Raw genomic sequence first — 19730 nt, forward strand, 5'->3', positions numbered from 1 at the left:
CACCGGAAGGTGTGCCGGGCCGTTCCCTTTGCCGTGACCGGGTGCCGGCGGGTGCTAGCGGGTGCCGCGCAGGCGGCGCCACGGGGTGAAGGTGAACACCGCCCCGCCGAGCAGGATCACCGTGCCGGCGACCAGGGCCAGGGCCTTGATGCCGCCCTCGTCCTCCGCGCCGGTCTCGGCGAGGCCCCCCGAGGTGGTGCTGCCGCCGGTCGTGGTGGTGGAGGAGCCGGAGCCGCCCGGCTGGGCGGCGGTGTCCAGTTCCAGCGAGACGCCGCTGCTGGCCGCCTTGCAGGGAACGTTGATCGGCGTGGAGCCCGGTGCCATCGTGACGTCGATCGTCAGCTGGTCCGGGCTCAGCGTCACCTTGCCGCTCTTGCCGGGCTTGTAGGTGCCGGTCATGTCGTTGAGGCTGACCGGGGCCTTGTCCGGGATGGGCTCCGCGTTGGCCGGGCCGGAGACCTTCACCGTGCCGCTGTCCGCCCCGCCGAGCTTCACGTTCATCGAGGGCTTGAGGGCTCCGGCGGGCAGGGCCATCGGCGCCGCCATGGCGCCCTTGGCGGTCTTGACCGTCAGGTTGTAGCTGCCGCCGTTCTTCTTGGCGTTGATCGTGACCGGGGTCTTGATGCCTCCCGGGACGACCGGCCCGCAGTCGAAGGCCACCTCGACCGGCTTGCCCGGGAAGTCGGTCTGGCCGCCTCCGCCGCCGCTGCCGCCGGAGCCGGAGGTGGAGCCGCCCGAGGTGGTGGAGCCGCCGGTGGTGGAGCTGCCCGTGGTGGTCGTGGAGCCGCCGGTGGTCGTACCGCCGCTGGACCCGGCGGACACGTCGATGCTGGCCCCGCCCTTGACCTCCCCGATCGGCGCGCACTTGGTGACGAAGGTGCCGAAGGAGAAGGTGACGGCGACGTCGTACTTGCCGGGGGTCAGGCTGATCTTGCCGGCCTTGGTCAGTTTCAGCTTGCCCTTCATGGTGGACATCTGCATGGGGGCCTTCTTGGGGATCGGCGGGTTCTTCTTCTCCCCGACGACCTTGAGCTCCCCGCCCCCGCCGCCCACCGTGATCCAGCCGGTGGGCTGGACCGCGTCCTGCGGGATGTCCATGAGGTCCGTGTTGTTCGAAGCCGGCTTGACCGTCTCCCAGGACACGTCGACCTCGTCACCGACCTTGGCCGTGGCCGGGGCGGTGATCTTGGCGGTGGTCTCACCTTCCACCGGGGCGCCGCCGCCGGCCGGCGGCACGCACTTGACCTTGAACGTGGCCTCGGCGGCCTGAGCGGGAGAAGCCGCTGTGGCAATGCCCGCGCCGCCGAGCAGCAGCGCGACCACGGCCGCGCTCACCCTCCGTCGGTTCTTCACGATGGTCCCTTCGTCGTCGAACGGTTCTCAGACGGTGCGGACGTCTGTGGTGCTGTCTCCGGCGCGCTGTCCGGGGTGAACCACGGCAGGACCGCCGTGGTGGTCCGAGGGTGCTCCGCCGGCTGTTCGGAGCGGGCGGGCGGGGCTCCCCGCAGGGCAGGCAGCCGGGGGAGGCGGGCCGTCACGGCCAAGGCGGCTTCGGAGGGCCGGACGCCGCGGTGGCGGCCTGCGGCCGGCGCGGCGCGCGGCCGGACCCGGTCGACGACGGCCATGCCGATACGGAAGACCGCGGCCGGGATTACCACCAGGAGCAGGCCCCAGAAGAGGAGGACCCCGTACGGGCGGTCCACGCCCCAGGGCTGCGTGGCCACGACGGTCTCGCCGTACTTGAGCGAGATCGTGTAGTCGCCGTGGGCGCCCGCGGCGAGGGCGACGTCGAGGGCGATCTCCGCCTTGCCGCCCGGCGGGATGACGCCTTTCCACCGGACCTCCTCCCACAGGGGGGCGAACACCCCGTGGGCGGTGCCGAGCTGGAAGACCGGGTCCTTGACGGGGGCCGAACCGAGGTTGCCCACGGTGACCTTGAACCTCCGGGCGGGCGGCGCGCCGAACCAGGTCAGCACCCCGTCCCCGCCCTCCAGCCGGACCCCCGTGAGCATCGCCAGGCGGGCCGTGCCCGATTCCGCGGGCAGTTCGGCCACCGGGTGGTCGGTGATCTTCAGGGGGGACGCGACGGTGGACTGGTCGCCGTTGACGGAGGTGACGTGGACGATGCAGGGGCAGGGCTTGGGCGGTGCCACCACGGACAGCTGGGCGGCGAAGCGCCCGTCGTCGCCGACCGAGACGGCGGCGCCGTCGGCGTTGGCGCAGCTGTTGGTGCCGCCGATCATGTTCTGGCCGCAGACCAGCAGCATCACCAGCGTCTTGGCCCGCCAGCCGGTGCCGGTGACGGTGATCTCGGTGCCCTTGGCGGCCTCCTGGAGCGAGAGCGCCACGGTCGGCCCGCCCTCGTCGGCGGTGGCGGGGGCCGTCGGGAACAGTGCGAGGGCGCACGCCGCGAGGCCCGCCAGGAGGCACCGGACCGCGCCACCGAGCGCGCCGCCGAACCTGTCGCCGAACGCGCCGCCGGCCTTGCCGCCTACCTCGGCGCTCACCTGGGCGCTCACCTGGGGACTCCTGTCAGTTCGTGTTCCGGTGCAGGGGCCGGACCGCGCTTCTCGGATGCTCCGCCGGGCACCGCACCGTCCGGTGCGTCCGGTGCGTTCTGTGCGTCCGGTGCGTCCGGTGCGTCCGGTGCATCCGATGCCGTCGACGCGTCCGGCCGGATGCGGCGCCCGCGGACGAGGAACAGCGCGGCCAGGGTGGTCCCGCCGAGGGCGAGCAGGCCGAGGCCCGTCCAGCCGGCCGCCCGCCACGGCACGAACCAGGCGGAGGCGCTCCCCGTGGCCCGGGCGCCGCCGGGGGCGGTGACGGTGACCGTGACGCGGACCCGGTCGAGAACCGGGGCCCCGGGCCAGGGTTCGGTCAGCTCGACGCGCCGGCCCGGGAGCAGTTCGACCGGCAGGGCGCGGGAACCGCGGCCCGGGACCTCGCCGAAGCGGCCCTCGGCGCGGATCTCCAGCTCGGGGGCGAGGGCGACGTTGCCGCGGTTGACCAGGGTGTACGCGACCACCGCGGCCGCGCCCTCGCCGCGTACGGCGACGTCCTCCACGGTGAGGGCGGCCAGGGTGGGGCCGCTGACCCGCAGGTGGACCCGTACTCCCCCAGACTCCGTCCGGGGGGACCCCCAGGCCTCGCGGCCGGCCTCGGTGGCGACCACGACGGCGGGGTGATCGCCGGGCGGGGTCGCGGGCGGCACGGTGACGGTGAAGGGGACCACCGCGCGGGTGCGGGGCGGGATCTTCACGGTCGCGCCGGCGCCGAAGCTGATCCAGGCGCCCGCGCCGGTGCCGGCTTCGAGCGGGCCGCCTCCTCCCGCGGGCGTTCCCGGGCGGACCGCGAAGGCGCCGTCGGGGGTGTTGTAGGCGTCGGCCCCGCGGAGGGTGACGGTGCGCTCCCGGTCGCCGGTGTTGGACAGGGCGAGGCGGTCCTCCAGCACGGTGCCGGGGGCGCCCTCCAGGTAGAAGTACGGGCGCGGGGAGGACGGGCGGCCGGAGCCGGGCGCAGCGGTGGCCGTTCCGGCGGCGGGCTCGGCGGTCCAGCCCGGTTCGTCGGCGGCCGCGGCGGGCGCAGAAGTCGCGTACAGCGCGGCGGCGAGCAGGAGCACACCGGCGCGGTGGAGGGTGTGGAGCACGGGCATGGCCGGGGGTGCTCCGTTCAGGACCGGGCCTGCCGGCCGCGCCGGGTCAGCCAGAGCACGCCGGCGGCGCCGGAGAGCAGCACGGTGGCGCCGAGGGTGCCGAGGGCGAGGGCGGAGTCGTTCGGTCCGGTCTGCGGGAGGGTGCCGTCCGTGGCGTCGGCGCCGGACTGCGCACTCGCGCCGCCGGGGGCCGTCACGTCCAGTTCCAGCGAGGGTCCCGGGCTGTTGCCGGGGGTGCAGGTGGTCGTGGTGCCCATGGCCTTGATGGTGAGCACCCCGGCGGTGAAGGTGACCTTGCCGCTCTTCCTGGGCGTGTAGGTGCCCGAGAGGTCGGTGATCTTGATGGGTGTGTCGGCGGGCGCCGCCTCGGGGTTGGGCGGACCGGAGACCGGTACGGACACCTTCTCGGCGCCGCCGACCAGGATGACGGCGCTGGGGCTCATCGCGCCCTTGCCCAGTTCGATGGGGCTGGACGAGACGCCCTTCTGGAAGGACATCGTCAGCTTGTAGGCGTCACCGTCCTTGACGGCCTTGATGTCGATGGGCGATACCGCCGACTTGTCCCCGATGGGGGTCTTGCAGTCGTAGGCCACGTCGACGACGGCGGCGTGGGCGGCGGGGGCGGCCAGCAGGACCGCCGATCCGGCCAGCGCGGAGGCCAGCGCGAGCGCGGTGGAGCGTTTGCGGTCGGACACCTTCGTCTTCCCCTCGGGCCACGAATAACTGACGACACATCAGATGGGTGGCTCAAGGTACGCCCGGGGTCTTACGGAGGGAAGACAAAGGACGGCCCCGGATCGACTGTTCGTCAGTGCACCCGGCGGCCCCGCTGCCAGACGGCGGAAACGAGCGGAACGCCCGGGCGGTAGGCCAGGTGGACGTGGCTCGGGGCGTCCAGCAGGGCCAGGTCTGCGCGGGCCCCGGGGGTCAGGACACCGATGTCGTCGCGGCGCAGGGCGCGGGCTCCGCCGGCGGTGGCCGACCAGAGCGCCTCGTCGGGGGTCATCCCCATGTCGCGGACGGCGAGCGCGATGCAGAAGGGCATGGAACTCGTGTAGGAGGAGCCGGGGTTGCAGTCCGTGGACAGGGCGACGGTCGCACCGGCGTCGATCAGGCGACGGGCGTCGGGCCACTGGGCGCGGGTCGAGAACTCGGCGCCGGGCAGCAGAGTGGCGACCGTGGTCGCGGCGGCCTGCGCCAGGGCGTCCACATCGGCGTCGGTGAGGTGCGTGCAGTGGTCGGCCGAGGCCGCTTCGAGCTCGACGGCGAGCTGGACGCCGGGACCGTAGGAGAGCTGGTTGGCGTGGACGCGCGGGATCAGGCCGGCGGCGGCGCCGGCGGTGAGGATCGTGCGGGCCTGGTCGCCGTCGAAGGCGCCCTTCTCGCAGAAGACGTCCACCCACCGGGCGTACGGGGCGCAGGCCGCCAGCATCTCGCCGGTGACGAGGTCGACGTAGCCGGCCGGGTCCTCGGCGTAGTCCGGGGAGACGATGTGCGCGCCGAGGTAGGTCACCTCCTCGGTGTGCGCGGCGGCGATGCGCAGCGCGCGGGCCTCGTCGGCGACGGTCAGGCCGTAGCCCGACTTGGTCTCGAAGGTGGTGGTGCCCTGGCGGCGGGCCTCGTGGAGGTGGCGCAGCAGGTTGGCCTCCAGCTCGTCGTCGGTGGCCGCGCGGGTGGCGGCGACGGTGGTGCGGATGCCGCCGGCGGAGTAGCTGCGGCCGGACATGCGGGCGTTGAACTCGGCGGTGCGGTCGCCGGCGAAGACGAGGTGGGAGTGGGAGTCGACGAAGCCGGGGATGACGGTGCGGCCGGTCGCGTCGTAGGCGGTGTCGGCGGCCGGCGCCTTGTCGGCGGGGCCGACCCAGGCGATCTTGTCGTCCTCGATGAGGACCGTCGCGTTCTCGACCAGGCCGAGGGGGCCTGCCCCCAGGGTGGGGTCGTTGGTGACGAGGCTGCCGATGTTGGTGATGGCCGTGGTGGTCATGGGTTCCTCTCAAGGCTTGCTTGTCCCCCACCCCGCCCCTTCCCGGAACTGGGCTCCGCCCCAGAGCCCGCGCCTCACACGCCGGCGGGGCTGAATCTTTCAGCCCGTCCAGGGGGCACCTCCCAGCGGTAGCTGGGGGAGTTTTGAGGACCGGGTCCGGGCAGAGCCCGGGAAACGGTGAAAGGGCGGGGTGGGGGAGAAGGCCCGCCGCAGGCGGCACGGTCAGGAGCGGAGGGCGGCGATGGTGGTGGCGAGGGCGGACGGAACGTCCTCGACGAGGGTGTGGGCACCGTCGCGGACCACGTGGCGGCCCCCCACCACCGTGTGCCGGACATCGGCGGCCGTCGCGGCGAAGACCGCCGTCTCCGCCCCGAGCCGGGCCGGCGGGCCCGCCGTCCTGACGGAGTCCAGGGCGATGGTGGTGAAGTCCGCGAGCGCGCCCGGCTCCAGGCGGCCCGCGTCGGGCCGGCCCAGGGCCGCGTGGCCGTCGGCGGTCGCCGCGGTCAGCAGGGCGTTCGCCGTCCAGTGGCCGCGGGTGCGGCTCCTCAGGCGCTCGTCGAGCTCCATCGCGCGGGCCTCTTCCAGCAGGTCGATCACGGCGTGGCTGTCGCTGCCGAGGGAGAGCGGGCTGCCCGCGTGCTGGAGGCGTACCGCCGGGCCGATGCCGTCCGCGAGGTCGCGTTCGGTGGTGGGGCACATGCAGGTGCCGGTGGAGGTGCCGCCGAGGAGGGCGATGTCCGCGTCGGTGAGGTGCGTGTTGTGGACGCCGGTGGTGCGCGGGCCCAGCACGCCGTGGTCGGCGAGGAGCCGGGTCGGGGTGCGGCCGTGGGCGGCGAGGCACGCGTCGTTCTCGGCGGTCTGTTCGGAGAGGTGGACGTGCAGGGGCGCCCGGCGCTCCTCGGCCCAGCGGGCGACGGTGGCCAGCTGGTCGGCGGGCACGGCGCGGACCGAGTGGATCGCGGCGCCGATCAGGGCGTGCTCGCGGGGCTTCAGCTCACCGGCGCGCTCCGCCCAGGCGTCGGCCGTGCCGTCGGAAAAGCGCCGCTGGTGCGGATTCGGGGCCTCTCCGAACCCGGACGAGAGGTAGGCGGTGTCGAGGAGGGTGATGCGGATGCCCGCCGCGGCGGCCGCCTCGATCAGGGCCTCGCCCATGGCGTTCGGATCGGCGTACGGGACGCCCCCGGGTGCGTGGTGGACGTAGTGGAACTCGCCGACGTTGGTGATGCCGGCCAGGGCCATCTCGGCGTACACGGCGCGGGCCAGCGCGAAGTAGCTGTCGGGGGTGAGGTTCTGGGCGACCTTGTACATGAGGTCGCGCCAGGTCCAGAAGGTGCCGGAGCCGACCTGGACGGTGGAGCGCAGCGCCCGGTGGAAGGCGTGGCTGTGCGCGTTGGCGAGGCCCGGGACCGTCAGGCCGCGCAGCGGCTCCGCGCCGGGGGGCGGGGTGTCCACGCCGGTGCGCAGGGCCGCGATCCGGCCGTCCGCCGACACGTCCAGGGCCACGCCCGGCTCGACGTGGGTGCCGAGCCAGGCGTGTTCCAGCCAGTACGTCTTCTCCGCGGTCACCGCGTGCCCCTTCAACTGCATGCGAGTCCTTCCAGTACGTCGGCGAGGGCGAGGACTCCGGCCACGCAGTCGTCCTCGGCGGCGAACTCCCGCGGGGAGTGGGAGACGCCGGTCGGGTTCCGTACGAACAGCATCGCGGTCGGGACGGCGGCGGAGAGGATCCCGGCGTCGTGTCCCGCCCCGGTGCCGAGGACGGGCACGGCCCCGCCCAGGATCCGGTTCATCTCGTCGCGCAGGGCGTGCTCGAACTCGACGACCGGGGTGAAGGACTCCCGGACGATGCCGAGGTCGACGCCGTCCTGGTCGGCGCGCTCGCGGGCGGCCTTCTCGATGGCGGTGACGACCGTGTCGAGGGTGGCCTGGTCGGCGGCCCGGGAGTCGAGCCAGCCGCGCACGAGGGACGGGATGGCGTTGACCCCGTTGGGCTCGACCGAGATTTTCCCGAAGGTGGCCACGGCCCCGGCGAGGGCCGCCTCGGTGCGGGCCGCGAGGACGGTCGCCGCGTACGTGAGCATCGGGTCGCGGCGGTCGACCAGCCGGGTGGTGCCGGCGTGGTTGGCCTCGCCGCGGAAGTCGAACCGCCAGCGGCCGTGCGGCCAGATCGCGGAGGCGATGCCGACGCGGTCGCCGCTCAGGTCCAGGGCGCGGCCCTGTTCCACGTGCAGTTCGACGAAGGCGCCGATGCGGCCGAGGCGGTCGGGGTCGGCCCCGATGGCCTCGGGGTCGTAGCCGGCGGCCTCCATGGCCTGGGGCAGGCCGATGCCGTCGGCGTCGCGGAGCTCGTACGCCTTCTCCTTGGTCAGCTGCCCGGCGGTGAGCCGGGAGCCGACGCAGGCGAGCCCGAAGCGGGCCCCTTCCTCGTCGCCGAAGTTGGTGATGGCAAGTGGCCTGGAGAACTCCGCGCCCCTCCTGCGGAGTTCGTCCAGGGCCGCGAAGGAGGACACCACCCCGAGGGGGCCGTCGAAGGCCCCGCCGTCGGGGACGGAGTCCAGGTGCGAGCCGGTGACCACGGCGTCCCCCGCGAGGGGGTCGCCGAGCCAGGCCCACTGGTTGCCGTTGCGGTCCGTCTCGTACGTCAGCCCGCGCGCCTGCGCCTGCTCCTGGAACCAGGTCCGGCAGTCGGCGTCGGCCCCGCTCCAGGCGTACCGGCGGTACCCGCCGGTGTCGGCGTTCCTGCCGACGGGTGCGAGCTCGGCCCACATCTCGTGGAAGGTCACGCGTCGTCGCCCTCGCGCATCGGGACGCGGACGCCGCGCTCGTCGGCGACGGACTCGGCGATGTCGTAGCCGGCGTCGACGTGGCGGATGACGCCCATGCCCGGGTCGTTGGTGAGGACGCGGCGGATCTTCTCGCCCGCGAGGGGGGTGCCGTCGGCGACGGTGACCTGGCCCGCGTGGATGGAGCGGCCCATGCCGACGCCGCCGCCGTGGTGCAGGGAGACCCAGGAGGCACCGGAGGCGACGTTGACCATGGCGTTGAGCAGCGGCCAGTCGGCGATGGCGTCGGAGCCGTCGAGCATGGCCTCGGTCTCGCGGTACGGGGAGGCCACCGAGCCGCAGTCGAGGTGGTCGCGGCCGATGACCAGCGGGGCGGCCAGCTCGCCGGAGGCGACCATGTCGTTGAAGCGCTCGCCGGCCTTGTCGCGCTCGCCGTAGCCGAGCCAACAGATGCGGGCGGGCAGGCCCTGGAAGTGGACGCGCTCGCCCGCCATCTTGATCCAGCGGTGCAGGGACTCGTTCTCCGGGAAGAGGTCGAGCATCGCCTTGTCGGTCTTGTGGATGTCGGACGCCTCGCCGGACAGGGCGGCCCAGCGGAAGGGGCCCTTGCCCTCGCAGAACAGCGGCCGGATGTAGGCGGGGACGAAGCCGGGGAAGGCGAAGGCGCGGTCGTAGCCGGCCAGCTGGGCCTCGCCGCGGATGGAGTTGCCGTAGTCGAAGACCTCGGCGCCCGCGTCCATGAAGCCGACCATGGCCTCGACGTGGCGGGCCATGGACTCGCGGGCCCGGGTGGTGAAGCCGGCCGGGTCCTTGGCGGCGTAGGCGGCCATGTCGTCGAAGTCGACGCCGGTCGGCAGGTAGGCCAGCGGGTCGTGGGCGCTCGTCTGGTCGGTGACGATGTCGATGGGGGCGCCCTCCGCCAGCATCTGCGGGAGCAGGTCGGCGGCGTTGCCGAGCAGGCCGATGGAGAGCGGCTTGCGGGCGTCACGGGCCTCGACGGCCAGCTGCAGCGCGTGCTGGAGGCTGTCGGCCTTCACGTCCAGGTAGCGGTGCTCGATGCGGCGCTCGATGGCGCGCGGGTCGACGTCGATGCAGATCGCGACGCCGTCGTTCATCGTCACGGCCAGCGGCTGGGCGCCGCCCATGCCGCCGAGGCCGGCGGTCAGGGTGATGGTGCCGGCGAGCGTGCCGTCGGCCCCTCCCTTACCCATTGAATGCAGCTTGGCGGCGACGGCCGCGAAGGTCTCGTAGGTGCCCTGCAGGATGCCCTGCGTGCCGATGTAGATCCACGAACCGGCGGTCATCTGCCCGTACATGGTCAGGCCCAGCTGCTCCAGGCGGCGGAACTCCTCCCAGTTGGCCCAGTCGCCGACGAGGTTGGAGTTGGCGAGCAGAACGCGCGGCGCCCACTCGTGGGTCTGCATCACGCCGACCGGGCGTCCGGACTGGACGAGCATCGTCTCGTCCTGCTTGAGGGTCTGCAGCGTGCGGACCATCGCGTCGTACGAGCGCCAGTCGCGGGCGGCCTTGCCGGTGCCGCCGTAGACGACCAGCTTGTCGGGGTGCTCGGCGACCTCCGGGTCGAGGTTGTTCTGGAGCATCCGCAGCGCGGCCTCCTGCTGCCATCCCAGGGTGCTGAGCTCGGTGCCTCGCGCGGCACGTACGGGGCGGGGTCCTGACATGGCGGGTGCCTCCTCCGATGTTGGTCAATCCATTCACATCCTCCCGTCCTGAATAGATTCAGTCAACAGCTGCGGGCGACCCCGTCGGATGATGGGATGGCGCACATGGCTGCACACACCCGCGTGGGCGAGGACGCCACGGCGCGCCGGGACCGGGCCGTACGGGCCGCCGTCGAGCAGGGCCTCGTGGGCGGGGCCAACGCCGCGCAGCCCCTGGCCTGCCTCCTGGACACCGACGGGATCCGGGCCTCCGCCGCCGCTCTGACCAGCGCCTTCGCCACCGCACTGGCGCCCGGCACCCCCGTCCTGCACGCCTTCGCGGTGAAGGCCGCTCCGCTCGTGCCGGTATTGCGGCTGCTCGCCGACGCCGGGCTCGGCTGCGAGGTGGCCAGCCCCGGCGAGCTGGCCCTGGCCCGGGCGGCGGGGGTCCCCGCCGGGCGGACCGTATTGGACTCCCCCGTCAAGACGGCCGCAGAACTGCGCGAGGCCCTGGCGCTGGGCATCGCCGTCAATGCCGACAACCCGCAGGAGCTGGAACGCCTCGACGCGCTGATCGCCGCGGCGCCCACCACGGCCCCGATCGGCCTGCGGATCAACCCGCAGACCGGCGCGGGGGCCATCGACGCGCTGTCCACCGCGACGGCGACCTCGAAGTTCGGGGTCGCCCTGCGCGATCCGGGCGCGCGCGCCTGGGTCGTAGGGGCCTTCCTGGACCGGCCGTGGCTCACCCGCCTGCACATCCACTCGGGCTCGCAGGGCGTCCCCCTCGCCCTGATCGCCGAGGGCGTACGGGAACTGCACGCGCTCGCCGAGGAGATCAACGCGGCGGCCGGACGCCGTCAGGTCGACACCCTCGACATCGGCGGCGGCCTGCCGGTCGACTTCACCTCGGACGAGCAGACGCCCACGTACGCGCAGTACGTGGCCGCCCTGCGCAAGGCGGTCCCCGCCCTCTTCGACGGCTCGTACGGCCTGGTCACCGAGTTCGGCCGGTCCCTGCTGGCCAAACACGGCCTGGTCCTGGCCCGGGTCGAGTACACCAAGACCAGCGGGTCGCGGCCGATCGCGCTCACCCACGCCGGGGTGCAGGTGGCGACCCGCACCGCGTACGCCCCGGCGGCCTGGCCGGTGCGGATCCTGCCGTACGACGCGAAGGGCGCGCCGAAGACCGGCGACCCGGTGGCCCAGGACGTCGCGGGCCCGGCCTGCTTCGCGGGGGACCTGCTGGCCTCGGCTCGCGAGCTGCCGCGCCTCTCCCCCGGCGACCTGATCGGCGTCCCGGACACCGGCGCGTACTTCTTCACGGCCCACTACGGCTACAACAGCCTGCCCCGCCCGGCGGTCCACGGCTTCACGCTCACCGCGGCGGGCGAGGTCCGCTTCAGCCTGGCCAGGCCGGCGCAGGATCTGACGGCGATCGTCGCGGAGGCGGGCGGCGCACTCGGCGACGCCCTGCTCCCGCCGCTGGGCGGAGTCTCCCCGGGCTCCGCCCCGACCCGCGCCCCGAACGCAGGCGAGGCCGGCTGCGGCTGACGCCGGCCGCTCGGCGCGGCTCGATGACCCGGGGCTCCGCCCCGGCCCCGCCCCCGAACACCGGCAGGGCTGGAACACGGCGATCCGCGGCGGCCTCAGCGGGGCGACAGGGTGGCCGCCAGCGCCGGAGCCAGGCCCGCGACGAGCTCCTCCGGGGCCAGCGAGGTCACCCCCGGCAGGCGCAGCAGGTAGCGGGTCAGGGCCAGGCCCAGCAGCTGGGCGGAGACCAGTCCGGCCGTGCGGGCGGCCCGTTCGGGGCCCAGGGCCGCCGCCAGCGCGGGAGCGACCTGGGCGGCGAACACCTCCCGCATCCGCTCCGCCGCCTGCTCGTTCGTCACCGCCGAGCGCAACAGCACCAGCAGGGCGTCATCGGCCGGATCGCCCTCCCACCGCTCCACGAAGTGCCGTACGAGGGCTGCCGGGAGTTCGGCCGCCGGTACGGCAGCCAGGTCGGGCAGACGCAGGTCGACCGTCAGCGCCGCGTCGAAGAGCTTCTCCTTGCTGCCGAAGTACCGCATCACCATCGACGGGTCGATCCCGGCGTCCGCCGCCACCGCGCGGATGGTGGTGCGCTCGTACCCGTGCGCGGCGAAGCGGTCCCGGGCGGCCCGCAGGATCGCCGTCTTGGTCGTGTCGGAGGTGCGTCGCGCCGTCATGCCAACAACCGTAGGCCAACAACCGTTGACATACCAGCCGAGGCAGGCGCACCCTTATGTCAACAACCGTTGGCCAACAACCGTTGGCCCTCCGGAGGAGGCTTTCATGACCGGCACCGCCGCTCTCCCGCTCCCCGCCCGTACGGACGTGGCCGTCGTCGGAGCCGGACCCACCGGCCTCGCCCTCGCCGTGACCCTGGCGGAGGCCGGCGTCGACTTCGTCCTCCTCGACAAGCAGACCGAGGGCGCCAACACCTCCCGCGCCGCCGTCGTGCACGCCCGCACCCTGGAGGTCCTCGACGAACTCGACCCGTCGGGGGCACTCTCCGCCGACCTGATCGGCCGCGGCGTCCCCGTGACCCGGTTCCGGATCCGCGACGGCGCCCGCCCCCTGGCCGCCGTCGACTTCGACGGCCTGCCCACGGCTCACCCGTACGCGCTGATGGTCCCCCAGTACGAGACCGAGGCCGTCCTCCTGCGCCGCCTGCGCGCCCTCGGCGGCGATGTCCACCGCCCGCACGAGGTCACCTCCGTCGTCCAGGACGCGGACGGGGTCACCCTCACCACCGCGACCGGCGAGACCCTGCGCGCCGCCCACGCCGTCGGCGCCGACGGAATGCACAGCGCGGTTCGCGAGGCCGCCGGGATCGCCTTCACGGGCAGCGCCTACGAGGAGTCCTTCGTCCTCGCCGACGTGGTCATGGACTGGGCCCCGGGCCCGCGCGAGGTCTCGCTCGCCTTCAGCGCCGCAGGACTCACCGTCGTCGCGCCGCTGCCCGCAGGGCACTACCGGATCGTGGCCACCGTCGCCGAAGCCCCCGCACAGCCGGACCTCGCCTTCGTCCGGGACCTGCTGGACGAGCGTCTCCCCGGCCAGGCCGGCGTCCGGGAACTCGTCTGGTCCTCCCGCTTCCGGATCCACCACCGGGTCGCCGACCGCTACCGCGCCGGGCGGCTGCTGCTCGCCGGGGACGCGGCCCACGTGCACAGCCCGGCCGGCGGTCAGGGCATGAACACCGGCATCCAGGACGGCTACGCCCTCGGCCGCGCGCTGGCCTCACAGGATCCCGGCGCCCTCGACGGCTACGAGGCCCGCCGCCGCCCGGTCGCCCTGCGGGTGGTGGCCCTCACCGACCGGATGACCCGGGTCGCCACCACCCGGAACCGGGCCGTCCGCGCCGTGCGCAACGCCCTGCTCCCGCTCCTCCTGCGCGTCCCGGCGCTCCGCGGCCGGCTGGCCGCCGAGCTGGCGGAGCTCGACTACCGCTGAGGGCGCGGTCAGTCCACGTACTCCACGAAAAGTCCGCTACTCCACGAAGAGGCCGCGCGCTGCGGCACGCGCGTCGAAGGCCTCCAGCCGGGCCTGTGCGTCCGGCAGCGCGTCCGCCATCGCCTCCAGCAGCACCCGCCCCAACAGCATCGGCGCACACGCCGTGTCGAAGGCCAGCCCCGTCCCGACCGGCGCCGGAATCAGCAGGTCCGAGTGGCGGGCCACCGGGGCGAAGGCCGAGTCCGCGACCGTCACCACGGTCAGTCCGGCCCGGCGCGCGCGTTCCAGCGTGTCCACGACCTCCCGGGGATGGCGGGGCAGTGCGAAGCAGAGCAGCGCGGTCGCCCCCTCGTAGAGAGCCGCGTCGATCCGGTCCTCCATCATCGAGCCGCCCTCGTCGAGCAGGCGTACGTCCGGGTGCACCTTGGCGGCGAAGTACGCGAACCCGCGCGCCTGCGAGGACGCGGCCCGCAGCCCCAGCACCGGCAGCGGGGTGGAGGCGGCGAGCAGCCGCCCCGCCTCCTGGACCGGTGCGGGGTCGGCGAGCATCTCCGCGAGCTGCCGCAGGTTCTCGATCTCGCCGAGGACGGCCTGCTGGTACTCGTTGTACGCGTCCTCCTGCACGGCCTCGGCCCGCTCGGCGGGGGCCACCTCGCGCAGGTGGCGGCGCAGCGCGGGATACCCGTCGAAGCCGAGCGCCACGGCGAACCGGGTCACCGACGGCTGGCTGACTCCGGCCAGTTCGGCGAGTTCGACACTCGACAGGAACGGCACCTCCGCCGCCCCCCGCACCATGCAGTGCGCGATCCGCCGCTGGGTCGGCGTCAGCCGGTGCCCCTCGAACAGCTTCTGCAGCCGCGCGGCCGGGCTGTCACTCATGCCGTCCCCTCCGTCCCGGTGAGATATTCAGTCACGGAGCACTCTGCATGCGGTTATGCAACGGGGCAAGCCGCGCCTGCGATCCGGATACGGGGGCTAGCCCCAGTGCCGGGGCGGGCGGCCGTTTCTACGGTGGGGACATGGACGCGCACGCCCAAGAGCTGAAGAAGGAACTCGACGCGACGCTGGACGCCCGGCGGGAGCTGGGTCCGGAGTACGAGTCCGCGCTGGTGGACTCGTTCGTCGAGAAGGTCGACACGCAGGTCCGGCGCCGGCTCGCGGAGGAACGCCTGTCCGCGGCCCGCGGCGACGGCCGGAGCCCTGCCGCCCCGGGGGTGGACGGGAACTTCGGCGAACGCTTCGGCTTCGCGATCATCACCCTGGTCCTGGCGATCCCTTTGTCTGCCATCGCCGCCGCGCACGCGGACCTGGAAGGGCTGCTGGTGGCCTGGGCGGGGATCGTGGGCGTGAACTTCATCCATGCGGCCAAGCGCCTGCGGCGGGGGCCCGCCGAGTAGACGGGAGCCGGGTGCCGGCGCCGCTGCGGGGCGCTGCCCCGCGAACCCCCGCGCTCGACGTCGACGGGCGGGACGATCGGGGGTCCGCCCCGGACCCCGCGCCTCAACGCGGGCGAGGCGGGACCAGGCGGGCCGGAGTGTGCGCGGGGACCGCCGCACCCCGGTTGCCCGGGGGCGGGACGACGGCGGTCCCCGCGAAGGACACGGCCGGGTCAGGACCGTCCGCGTCCATGGCGGCCGCGCGGTCCGGGAGCCGCTCCGGAGGTGCGCAGACGCCGTTCGGTGGCGCCGGCCGGGTTCCGGTCTCCCGGATCTCCCTGCCGACGACCACCACTGTGCCGGAGCCTTGTTAAGCGGGTGCTGCCGTCACGTGTCGGGCCCGTACCGATTGCGCGAAGGCCGCGCGCGGCCCCGTGGGGACTGCCTGGCCGCGCGCGGCCGTAAGGGCTACTTGGCGGTCTTCGCCAGGAACGCCAGCAGGTCCTGACGGCTCACCACGCCGGTGGGCTTGCCCTCGACCAGCACGATCGCCGCGTCCGCCTCGCCCAGCACCGACATCAGCTCGGACACCGGCTCGCCGGAGCCGACCTGCGGCAGCGGCGAGCTCATGTGCTTCTCCAGCGGGTCGGTCAGGGAGGCCCGCTGGGCGAACAGCGCCGCCAGCAGCTCCTTCTCGACCACGGAGCCGATGACCTCGGCGGCCATCACGTCCGGGTGACCGGCGCCCGGCTTGACGATCGGCATCTGCGAGACGCCGTACTCGCGCAGGACCTCGATCGCCTCGCCGACGGTCTCCTCGGGGTGCATGTGGACGAGGGAGGGGATGCCACCCTCCTTGTCGTCCAGCACGTCGCCGATGCGCGCGGACGGTCCGGCCTCCTCCAGGAAGCCGTGGCCCGCCATCCACTCGTCGCTGAAGATCTTGCTCATGTAGCCGCGGCCGCTGTCCGGCAGCAGGACGACGACGACGTCGTCCGGACCGAGGCCCTCGGCCGCCTTCAGCGCGGCGACGACCGCCATGCCGCAGGAGCCGCCGACGAGGAGGCCCTCCTCCTTCGCCAGCCGGCGCGTCATCTGGAAGGAGTCCTTGTCGGACACCGCGATGATCTCGTCGGTGACGTTCGGGTCGTAGGCGGTCGGCCAGAAGTCCTCGCCGACGCCCTCGACGAGGTACGGGCGGCCGGAGCCGCCGGAGTAGACCGAGCCCTCGGGGTCGGCGCCGATGACCTTGACCTTTCCGCCGCTGACCTCCTTGAGGTAGTTGCCGGTGCCGGAGATCGTGCCGCCCGTGCCGACGCCCGCGACGAAATGAGTGATCTTCCCGTCCGTCTGCTCCCACAGCTCGGGGCCGGTGGTCTCGTAGTGCGAACGGGGGTTGTTCGGGTTGCTGTACTGGTCGGGCTTCCAGGCGCCCGGCGTCTCGCGCACGAGGCGGTCGGACACGTTGTAGTACGAGTCCGGGTGCTCGGGGTCGACGGCGGTCGGGCAGACCACGACGTCGGCGCCGTACGCGCGCAGCACGTTGATCTTGTCCATGGACACCTTGTCAGGGCAGACGAAGATGCACTTGTAGCCCTTCTGCTGGGCCACGATGGCGAGTCCTACACCCGTGTTGCCGCTGGTCGGCTCCACGATGGTGCCACCGGGCCTGAGGGCTCCGCTCTGCTCGGCGGCCTCGATCATCCGTACGGCGATCCGGTCCTTCACGGATCCACCGGGATTGAAGTACTCGACCTTCGCAAGGACGGTGGCCTGCAGGCCTTCGGTCACACGGTTGAGCTTCACCAGCGGGGTGTTGCCGACGAGGCTGATCATCGAGTCGTGGAATTGCACCATGTTCTCCAAGGAGGGGACTCCACGGGTTCTCCGGGAGGTCCGGCCAGGGTATGCCGAAAGGGATTGGCCGACCGTGCGTACGGGGCAGGTAGGGGTCAATGAGGACCGAGGAGGTGGCCTGAAGAGTGTCCAGGGCGAGAACGGCCCGCCGGATCGCGGCGGGGGCAGCGTACGGCGGGGGCGGACTCGGACTGGTCGGGGCCGCCGCGGTGGGGCTGGTACTGGCGGAGGTGCAGTTCGCCAAACGCACGGTGGGGTCCGGGCTGCCGGATCCGCCGCGCGCCGACGGGCTGTACGGGAGCGAGTTCGGCGGACCGGAGCAGAGCCCGGGCCCGCTGCGCCTGGGCATGCTGGGCGATTCCACGGCCGCCGGGCTCGGCGTGCGGCGGGCCCGGCAGACTCCGGCGGCCCTCCTGGCCTCCGGGCTGGCCGCGGTGGCCGAGCGCCCGGTGGAGCTGCGCAACGTGGCCCTGTCGGGGGCCATGTCCGATGATCTGGACCGGCAGGTCGGCCTGCTGCTGAACACCGACGCACCCAGCCCGGACGTGTGCGTGATCATGATCGGTGCGAACGACGTGACGCGCCGGATGCCGCCCACCCATTCGGTGCGCTGCCTCACCTCGGCCGTGCGGCGACTGCGGATGGCGGGCTGCGAGGTCGTCGTGGGCACCTGCCCGGACCTGGGCACCATCGAGCCGGTCTACCAGCCGCTGCGCTGGATGGCGCGCCGTGTCTCGCGCCAGCTGGCCGCCGCGCAGACCATAGGAGTGGTCGCCCTGGGCGCCCGTACGGTCTCCATGGGAGACCTGCTGGGCCCGGAGTTCGCCGCCAACCCGCGCGAGATGTTCGGCCCGGACTTCTATCACCCGTCGGCGGAGGGGTACGCGACCGCCGCCATGGCGATGCTGCCGACCGTCTGCGCGGCGCTCTCCCTGTGGCCGGAGTCCGACCGGCTGGACGTCTCCCGGGACGAGGACATGCTTCCGGTGGCGAAAGCCGCGTCCGCCGCCGCGGGCGAGGCGGGTACCGAGGTCACGGCGGTCCGCGGCCCCTGGGTCCTCCTCAAGCACCGCCGCCGCCGGCGGGTGCCGGCCAGCGATCCGGCCCACCCCTCGGCCGCCGCCCCGGCGGGGAACACGTCCGCCCCGCCCGACGCGGGGTGACGCCTGGCGGCCGTACGGCGGAGGCGGCCCGGACCCACTGCGGCCCGGCCCCGGCCCAGACGTCCGGGCCGGGAGCAGACTGGAACGGTGGTGGCCCGCGGTTCGTCCGTGCCGAGGCCCCCGCCGGGCGCGCCGCCCCGTGGACCGCAGGAGCGACCGGCATCACACCGCACGGCCGGTGACCTGGACCGTACGGAGCGGTAACTTCGCATGCGGTCCCGCTTAGAGCCGCAACACACCCTGGAGTCCCGATGCCCGAAGCCGTCATCGTTTCCACCGCCCGCTCACCCATCGGGCGCGCCTTCAAGGGATCCCTCAAGGACGTCCGCCCGGACGACCTGACGGCGACGATCATCCAGGCCGCCCTCGCCAAGGTCCCCGGGCTGGACCCGCGCGAGATCGACGACCTGATGCTCGGCTGCGGCCTCCCCGGCGGCGAGCAGGGCCACAACCTCGCCCGCATCGTGGCCGTGCAGATGGGCATGGACTACCTGCCCGGCGCCACGATCACCCGCTACTGCTCCTCCTCGCTCCAGACCTCCCGCATGGCCCTGCACGCCATCAAGGCGGGCGAGGGCGACGTCTTCATCTCCGCGGGCGTCGAGATGGTCTCCCGGTCCGTGAAGGGCTCCTCCGACGGCATGCCGGACACCCACAACCCGCTCTTCGCCGATGCGGAGGCCCGCACGGCCGCCGTCTCGCAGAGCGAGGGCGCGTCCTGGCACGACCCGCGCGAGGACGGCCTGATCCCCGACGCGTACATCTCGATGGGCCAGACCGCCGAGAACCTGGCCCGCCTCAAGGGCGTGACCCGCCAGGACATGGACGAGTTCGGGGTCCGCTCGCAGAACCTCGCCGAAGAGGCGATCAAGAACGGCTTCTGGGCCCGGGAGATCACCCCGGTCACCACCCCGGACGGCACGGTCGTCTCCACCGACGACGGCCCGCGCGCCGGCGTGACCCTGGAGGGCGTGCAGGGCCTCAAGCCCGTCTTCCGCCCCGACGGGCTCGTCACCGCCGCCAACTGCTGCCCGCTCAACGACGGCGCCGCCGCGCTCGTCATCATGAGCGACACCAAGGCCCGCGACCTGGGCCTGACCCCGCTGGCCCGGATCGTCTCCACCGGCGTCACCGGCCTCTCCCCCGAGATCATGGGCCTGGGCCCGGTCGAGGCGTCGAAGCAGGCGCTGAAGCGGGCCGGCCTGACGGTCGGCGACATCGACCTGTTCGAGATCAACGAGGCCTTCGCGGCCCAGGTCATCCCGTCGTACCGGGACCTGGAGATCCCGCTGGAGAAGCTGAACGTCAACGGCGGGGCCATCGCCGTCGGTCACCCCTTCGGGATGACCGGTGCCCGCATCACCGGCACCCTGATCAACAGCCTGCAGTTCCACGACAAGCAGTTTGGTCTCGAGACCATGTGCGTCGGCGGCGGGCAGGGCATGGCCATGGTCATCGAGCGCCTGAGCTGATCGAATACGACCTGATCAAGAGCGGGAGCCAGGCGCCGCAAGGGATCCGGCCGGATCCCCTGCGGCGTACTGACACCGCTTCTAATCGCATCGCGGCCGACCTGTGACCGAATCTCCCCCAGGATGTGACCTATCTCCTGGGGGATCGGTGTTTGTGCAGGTCACAGCCGATACAGGGGGTACGTATGTGACGAAAGCCCTGTCCATTTCGTGACGTAATGCACTGCACGCCATTCCCAGGTCGGGACACTCTGATGTAGGAAGTCGGGGGATCGAATCACCTCAGGAGTTAGTCAGTGAGC

General features: G+C 73.3%; 16 protein-coding genes. 5 read left to right on the plus strand and 11 right to left on the minus strand.

The features are described 5' to 3' along the window. Window positions 1-54 precede the first annotated feature (54 nt). From ACWGIF_RS15595 to hutU, 8 genes are all read right to left on the minus strand, one after another. On the minus strand, window positions 55-1353 hold the full coding sequence (locus tag ACWGIF_RS15595) for a hypothetical protein (protein ID WP_453496801.1): 1299 nt from the start codon (window positions 1351-1353) through the stop codon (window positions 55-57). After that, window positions 1350-2519, minus strand: a complete 1170-nt coding sequence (locus tag ACWGIF_RS15600) for a hypothetical protein (RefSeq protein WP_453496804.1) — start codon at window positions 2517-2519, stop codon at window positions 1350-1352. The genes ACWGIF_RS15595 and ACWGIF_RS15600 overlap by 4 nt, the downstream gene beginning before the upstream one ends. Next, window positions 2516-3652 carry a COG1470 family protein gene (locus ACWGIF_RS15605; protein ID WP_453496806.1) on the minus strand — a complete coding sequence of 379 codons (1137 nt, stop codon included), beginning with the start codon at window positions 3650-3652 and terminating at the stop codon, window positions 2516-2518. The genes ACWGIF_RS15600 and ACWGIF_RS15605 overlap by 4 nt, the downstream gene beginning before the upstream one ends. Window positions 3653-3669: 17 nt before the next feature. Then, window positions 3670-4347: an LPXTG cell wall anchor domain-containing protein gene (locus ACWGIF_RS15610; RefSeq protein WP_453496809.1), complete on the minus strand. Its 678-nt coding sequence runs from the start codon at window positions 4345-4347 to the stop codon at window positions 3670-3672. Window positions 4348-4460: 113 nt separating this feature from the next. Further along, window positions 4461-5636, minus strand: coding sequence for an imidazolonepropionase (gene hutI, locus ACWGIF_RS15615; RefSeq protein WP_453496812.1), 1176 nt, complete (start codon window positions 5634-5636; stop codon window positions 4461-4463). A gap of 222 nt (window positions 5637-5858) precedes the next feature. Then, window positions 5859-7223: a formimidoylglutamate deiminase gene (locus tag ACWGIF_RS15620; protein ID WP_453496815.1), complete on the minus strand. Its 1365-nt coding sequence runs from the start codon at window positions 7221-7223 to the stop codon at window positions 5859-5861. Beyond that, entirely contained in the window at window positions 7214-8404 is a 1191-nt protein-coding gene (locus ACWGIF_RS15625; RefSeq protein ID WP_453496963.1) for an allantoate amidohydrolase, read from the minus strand. Before ACWGIF_RS15625 ends, ACWGIF_RS15620 begins: the two co-directional genes overlap by 10 nt. A gap of 11 nt (window positions 8405-8415) precedes the next feature. Further along, window positions 8416-10101, minus strand: a complete 1686-nt coding sequence (hutU, locus tag ACWGIF_RS15630) for a urocanate hydratase (protein ID WP_453496818.1) — start codon at window positions 10099-10101, stop codon at window positions 8416-8418. Between the two features lie 105 nt (window positions 10102-10206). Between hutU and ACWGIF_RS15635 the strand changes: the two genes are divergently transcribed. Further along, window positions 10207-11634 (plus strand): diaminopimelate decarboxylase, encoded by a 1428-nt coding sequence (locus ACWGIF_RS15635; RefSeq protein ID WP_453496821.1) that lies wholly within the window; start codon window positions 10207-10209, stop codon window positions 11632-11634. 95 nt (window positions 11635-11729) lie between these two features. On the opposite strand, the gene ACWGIF_RS15640 is transcribed toward ACWGIF_RS15635, so the two are convergent. Further along, window positions 11730-12290 (minus strand): TetR/AcrR family transcriptional regulator, encoded by a 561-nt coding sequence (locus tag ACWGIF_RS15640; RefSeq protein ID WP_453496824.1) that lies wholly within the window; start codon window positions 12288-12290, stop codon window positions 11730-11732. Between the two features lie 106 nt (window positions 12291-12396). On the opposite strand from ACWGIF_RS15640, the gene ACWGIF_RS15645 reads away from it, so the two are divergent. Continuing rightward, on the plus strand, window positions 12397-13560 hold the full coding sequence (locus tag ACWGIF_RS15645; protein ID WP_453496827.1) for an FAD-dependent oxidoreductase: 1164 nt from the start codon (window positions 12397-12399) through the stop codon (window positions 13558-13560). 36 nt (window positions 13561-13596) lie between these two features. Here the strand turns inward: ACWGIF_RS15645 and ACWGIF_RS15650 are convergent, their stop codons facing one another. After that, on the minus strand, window positions 13597-14439 hold the full coding sequence (locus tag ACWGIF_RS15650) for a MurR/RpiR family transcriptional regulator (RefSeq protein ID WP_453496830.1): 843 nt from the start codon (window positions 14437-14439) through the stop codon (window positions 13597-13599). A gap of 140 nt (window positions 14440-14579) precedes the next feature. Here ACWGIF_RS15650 and ACWGIF_RS15655 point away from each other — a divergent pair, with 140 nt between their 5' ends. After that, window positions 14580-14957 (plus strand): hypothetical protein, encoded by a 378-nt coding sequence (locus ACWGIF_RS15655; RefSeq protein WP_453496833.1) that lies wholly within the window; start codon window positions 14580-14582, stop codon window positions 14955-14957. A 447-nt stretch (window positions 14958-15404) separates the two neighbouring features. Here ACWGIF_RS15655 and ACWGIF_RS15660 read toward each other — a convergent pair whose 3' ends face one another. Continuing rightward, entirely contained in the window at window positions 15405-16790 is a 1386-nt protein-coding gene (locus ACWGIF_RS15660; protein ID WP_453496966.1) for a cystathionine beta-synthase, read from the minus strand. Between the two features lie 128 nt (window positions 16791-16918). Between ACWGIF_RS15660 and ACWGIF_RS15665 the strand changes: the two genes are divergently transcribed. Both ACWGIF_RS15665 and ACWGIF_RS15670 read left to right on the plus strand, forming a co-directional pair. Further along, window positions 16919-17956, plus strand: coding sequence for an SGNH/GDSL hydrolase family protein (locus tag ACWGIF_RS15665; protein WP_453496836.1), 1038 nt, complete (start codon window positions 16919-16921; stop codon window positions 17954-17956). A 251-nt stretch (window positions 17957-18207) separates the two neighbouring features. Beyond that, window positions 18208-19428: an acetyl-CoA C-acetyltransferase gene (locus ACWGIF_RS15670; protein WP_453496839.1), complete on the plus strand. Its 1221-nt coding sequence runs from the start codon at window positions 18208-18210 to the stop codon at window positions 19426-19428. Window positions 19429-19730: the final 302 nt, after the last annotated feature.

Source organism: Streptomyces sp. NPDC054849 (assembly GCF_053610945.1).

Bases quoted from the DNA above. Each gene is read 5' to 3' on its own strand.
- ACWGIF_RS15605 (WP_453496806.1), bottom strand. From the start codon at position 3,652: ATGCCCGTGCTCCACACCCTCCACCGCGCCGGTGTGCTCCTGCTCGCC.
- hutI (WP_453496812.1), bottom strand. From the start codon at position 5,636: ATGACCACCACGGCCATCACCAACATCGGCAGCCTCGTCACCAACGAC.
- ACWGIF_RS15620 (WP_453496815.1), bottom strand. From the start codon at position 7,223: ATGCAGTTGAAGGGGCACGCGGTGACCGCGGAGAAGACGTACTGGCTG.
- ACWGIF_RS15625 (WP_453496963.1), bottom strand. From the start codon at position 8,404: ATGTGGGCCGAGCTCGCACCCGTCGGCAGGAACGCCGACACCGGCGGG.
- hutU (WP_453496818.1), bottom strand. From the start codon at position 10,101: ATGTCAGGACCCCGCCCCGTACGTGCCGCGCGAGGCACCGAGCTCAGC.
- ACWGIF_RS15635 (WP_453496821.1), top strand. From the start codon at position 10,207: ATGGCTGCACACACCCGCGTGGGCGAGGACGCCACGGCGCGCCGGGAC.
- ACWGIF_RS15640 (WP_453496824.1), bottom strand. From the start codon at position 12,290: ATGACGGCGCGACGCACCTCCGACACGACCAAGACGGCGATCCTGCGG.
- ACWGIF_RS15645 (WP_453496827.1), top strand. From the start codon at position 12,397: ATGACCGGCACCGCCGCTCTCCCGCTCCCCGCCCGTACGGACGTGGCC.
- ACWGIF_RS15650 (WP_453496830.1), bottom strand. From the start codon at position 14,439: ATGAGTGACAGCCCGGCCGCGCGGCTGCAGAAGCTGTTCGAGGGGCAC.
- ACWGIF_RS15655 (WP_453496833.1), top strand. From the start codon at position 14,580: ATGGACGCGCACGCCCAAGAGCTGAAGAAGGAACTCGACGCGACGCTG.
- ACWGIF_RS15670 (WP_453496839.1), top strand. From the start codon at position 18,208: ATGCCCGAAGCCGTCATCGTTTCCACCGCCCGCTCACCCATCGGGCGC.